The following is a 4,027-nucleotide window of genomic DNA, read 5'->3' on the forward strand; positions in this document are numbered from 1 at the left end:
GGGCATCCATTGTCAGTTAACCACCAAAACAGAAAGTACAGAAATTATAGCTTAACGGCATTGGGGCTACAGACCCTTGCTGAGACGATGGATGATGATTCCGCTCATTCAGCATGAGGCGGGCCATGTCCTGGGACTGGCCATGCGGCCGCAGAACGCGCAGGCGGCCCACTGCACCGAAACGGAATGCCTGATGCAGCAGAACGTCGCGTTTCACATCTCTCGGCTGCTCACGGGTCGTGATCCGGTCACACAGAAGACATTCTGCCAGCATTGCCTGAGGCAGCTCGAAACCACGTCGAAGCAGCCACCTCCAACAAATCTGTCCTTCATCGGCCCGGTGCTGGTGCGCGAGGAGCAAGGCTACCGCGTGCTCAGCCTGCAAGGAGCCACCGCCTTGGCCATCGGCGGCGGACGTGAAGCAGCGGCCAAACACTTTCTCGACCAGGAGCGGAATCGCAAAACCGGCCCCGGTGAAAATCCCGACCAAACCTTTTATTATGCCTGGATCGAGGATGCGGTCGTGAAGCACCCCGCGAAAGCCCGTGCGTGCCTCGATCGTGCCTGTCGTGACCCGTACGGAATGGTGCGTGAAGCAGCCAAGGGTCTGCGAGAGCAGGCGTTTCCGTCAAAGACCCCAGCGAGCGAGGCAGCGGCTAAAAAGTGAAATGAAGTTTTGCCGCGTTCGGCCGCACTCTTCATCATCCCGCACCCATGCCGCACGACCTCACCTCCGCTCCGCAGACCGATCCGCTAAACATCTACCGCTACCGCGACAGCCTCTACGCGGTCGATTTGATCACGGCGGCGCTGAGCATCGACTTCTTCACCTGGCTGGCGGCGACTCCATCCTCTCTCAGCGGCATTTGTGAGCACTTTGGCTTCAAAGAGCGTCCGGTGGACGTGATGCTGACTTTGTTCACCGCGAATGGTTGGGTGAAAAATGACGCTGGCGTGTTTCATGCCACGGACACCGCGAAGGAGCATCTCCGCGCCGGCTCGGTGTGGGATTTGCGGCCTTACTATGCCTCGCTCCATGATCGTCCGATCGCTCGTGACTACCTGGAAGTGCTCAAAACGGACAAACCGGCCGGCTGGAGCGGCGACAAGGCGGCGTTCGATTGGCACAAGGCCATGGAGCAGGAGGACTTCGCCCGCAAATTCACCGCGGCGATGGATTGCCGAGGCCTCTATCTCTCGCAGGCCCTCGCGAAGAAGCTCGATCTCACTGGTCGCAAATGCTTGCTCGATATCGGCGCGGGCAGCGGCATCTACGCTAGCTCCATCGCGGCGCAGCACACGCTCCTGAAAGCCATCGCCTTTGACCAAGCGCCCGTGGATCGCATCGCGGCCAAATTGATCGAAGAACGCGGCTGTGCTGATCGCGTGAGCGTGGCGACGGGAAACATGTTCGATGGCCTGCCAGCCGGTTGCGATGTGCATCTCTACTCCAACGTCCTTCACGACTGGGGCGTGGCTGAAGTGAAGAAGCTCCTCGCTGTTTCTCATGCCGCAATGAAGCCCGGCGACCTGCTCATCATTCATGATGCGTTCATCAACGCGGAGAAGAACGGGCCGCTGCATGTCGCGGAGTACTCCTGCCTGTTGATGCACTCCACGCAGGGAAAATGCTACAGCACGGGTGAATACGCCGCCTTGCTTGATGAGGCAGGATTCACGCCCGGTGCTTATCATGACACCGCGGTTGCGCGTGGCTTCATGACCGCGCTTCGTCGTTGAAAATTAAATAGTGCAAAGAAAACGACGTGTCGTATCGTCTCAGTGGTCGCTTATGAAGCAACTCACTCTGTTCTCACTGCTTGCTCTGGCCGCGTTCGCGCGGGCCGAGGTCACCGTCACCATGACCGGCGTCCACAACTGCTGCGGCAGTTGTTCCAAAGGCATCACCAACGCCGCCTTGACCGTCAGCAAGGACATCGTCGTCGATGCTCCCGCCAAAACCACCACGGTGAAGATCACCGCGAAGAAGAAGACGGACGCGAAGAAGGCTGTCGAGGCGATCATCGCCGCCGGTTACTTTGGCAAGGTGGAGGGAGAAGAGTCCGAATCCAAGTCCACGGCCGCGGCGAAGCCTGAGTCGAAACTCGCCAAGGCCACCGTGTCCGGCGTGCATCTCTGCTGCCAGAAGTGCGCGAACGCCGCGATCGCCGCTGTGAAAAACGTGCCGGGCATCACCAAGCACGACATCGTTTCGAAGGCTGAGTCCTTCACTGTCGAAGGCGAGTTCACCAAGGCCGAACTGGCCGCCGCGCTGAACGCGGAAGGTCTCGCAGGCGACATCAAATAACTTACCGCAACCAACAACGAGCGGGGCCGGGGTCATGCGCAAGCAGCCCCGGCTTTCTTTTCGTAGTGCAAGCGTCCCGCTTGCAGTTGCAAAGACGCAACCGGGACGGTTGCTCTACACCAACGCCAGCGCGTCATCCACGCTCACACCTTCGTGCACCATGGCCATCAGGGCACGCGTGATGCCCTTGGGATTCGGATGCTGGATGACATTGCGGCCATAAACAATGCCGGCGGCACCTTGTGCCAGCAGACCCTGGGTACGTTCGAGAATTTCACGGTCGCTCACACGGCCGCCGCCACGCACGAGCACCGGAATGCCGGAGGCAGCCTCGATCACCTTGTGATAGCGGCTCACATCGTCGGTGGGATCGGCCTTGATGATGTCGGCACCGAGCTCGACGGCCTGGCGCACCAGGTAGGTGATGGCGGCCTCATCGCCATTGACCATGTAGCCACCGGCTTTTTCGTTCGGCTGAAACACCAGCGGCTCCACCATCATCGGCACGCCGTAGTAATCGGCCTGGGGTTTGAGTTTGAGGATGTTTTCCACGCATTCGGCATGCACTTCAGGCGCGCCGGGGATTTGGAAGAGGTTCACGCACACGCAGGCGGCGTCGTAACGTACGGCCTGAAGCATGCAGTCCTCGATCATGAGGCTGAAGCGGCGGTTTTCGGGCAACGTCTTGCCGTAGATGTTCGCCACGTCGGTGCGCAGCACGAGGCTGGGCTTCTCGCGGCCCGGAATCTCCTGCAAATGACGCGCCATGCCGAGCGTGAGCTGGATCGCATCCGGCGCGGCATCGACGAGCACCTGGATGACCTTCCGCATGTCCTCGATCCCTTGCAGGAAGCCCGCTTGATTGAAGAAGCCGTGATCGACGGCCACATCGAAGCAGCGGTTGGACTTGGCGTTGAAGAGACGTTTGAGGCGGAAGGATTTCATGGTGGGGGGCATTTACAAGCGCACCGGGAAGCGGTCAACTTTCACGCGCCAGCGTCCTCGGACTGCGGCGTCTTCAGCGCCGCTCTCGTCACGACCAAGGTGTGCGAGAAACTTCTTGTCCCTGTCGAAGCCCGAAGTCACGTTTTTCGCATGCCCCGCCGCCTGGATCAGCCTCCGCCATGGCCGCACGCGCCGACGCATCTGCTCGATGCGTCGGGGATCTATTTCGTCACCGCCTCAACCCATCTCAAACAGCACTTCTTTCGTGAGCCTGCGCGCCTGGAGGTGCTGCATCGTGGATTGCTGACGATCACCAGTGAGTTTGGCTGGCGTTTGGAAGCATGGGCAGTGTTCTCAAATCATTATCACTTTGTCGCCAAAACGCCGCCGAACGCCAAGGATGCTGAATCGCTGCCACGCCTGATTCGCGCGCTGCATGGACCGCTTTCCCGTTGGATCAATAAGCTGGACGGAGTTTCTGACCGCCAAGTCTGGCACAACTACTGGGAGACATTGCTCACCCATCGGACTTCATACTTCGCGAGGTTGAATTACACGCACCACAACGCGGTAAAGCATGGGTTGGTGAAAGTGGCGCGGGAATACCCGTGGTGCTCGGCGAGGTGGTTTGAGCAGGAGACGGCTCCGGCGATGGTGAGGGCAATCTCGCGGTTTAAGACCGACCGGATGAAGGTGGAGGATGATTTTAGGCAGTGTTTTAAAACCTCAAAAGGCGAGAGAAAGAAGTTGTACTCACGGGTTGGATAACGGATG

At 59.4% G+C, this 4,027-nt stretch carries 5 protein-coding genes; 4 read left to right on the top strand and 1 reads right to left on the bottom strand.

Annotation, left to right across the window (positions count from 1 at the left end; translation table 11 throughout):
* Positions 1–91 precede the first annotated feature (91 nt).
* From IAE77_RS18325 to IAE77_RS18335, 3 genes are read left to right on the top strand one after another with little or no spacing between them, the layout of a single operon-like run.
* Positions 92–667 (top strand): hypothetical protein, encoded by a 576-nt coding sequence (locus tag IAE77_RS18325; protein ID WP_294229582.1) that lies wholly within the window; start codon positions 92–94, stop codon positions 665–667.
* A 47-nt stretch (positions 668–714) separates the two neighbouring features.
* Positions 715–1,740: a methyltransferase gene (locus tag IAE77_RS18330; RefSeq protein ID WP_294229585.1), complete on the top strand. Its 1,026-nt coding sequence runs from the start codon at positions 715–717 to the stop codon at positions 1,738–1,740.
* 52 nt (positions 1,741–1,792) lie between these two features.
* On the top strand, positions 1,793–2,308 hold the full coding sequence (locus IAE77_RS18335; protein WP_294229586.1) for a hypothetical protein: 516 nt from the start codon (positions 1,793–1,795) through the stop codon (positions 2,306–2,308).
* Positions 2,309–2,422: 114 nt separating this feature from the next.
* Here IAE77_RS18335 and IAE77_RS18340 read toward each other — a convergent pair whose 3' ends face one another.
* Entirely contained in the window at positions 2,423–3,253 is an 831-nt protein-coding gene (locus IAE77_RS18340; protein WP_294229589.1) for an aldolase, read from the bottom strand.
* A 150-nt stretch (positions 3,254–3,403) separates the two neighbouring features.
* Between IAE77_RS18340 and IAE77_RS18345 the strand changes: the two genes are divergently transcribed.
* Entirely contained in the window at positions 3,404–4,021 is a 618-nt protein-coding gene (locus tag IAE77_RS18345; protein WP_294229591.1) for a transposase, read from the top strand.
* Positions 4,022–4,027: the final 6 nt, after the last annotated feature.

It is taken from the genome of Prosthecobacter sp., from assembly GCF_014879935.1.
Classification (GTDB): domain Bacteria; phylum Verrucomicrobiota; class Verrucomicrobiia; order Verrucomicrobiales; family Verrucomicrobiaceae; genus Prosthecobacter.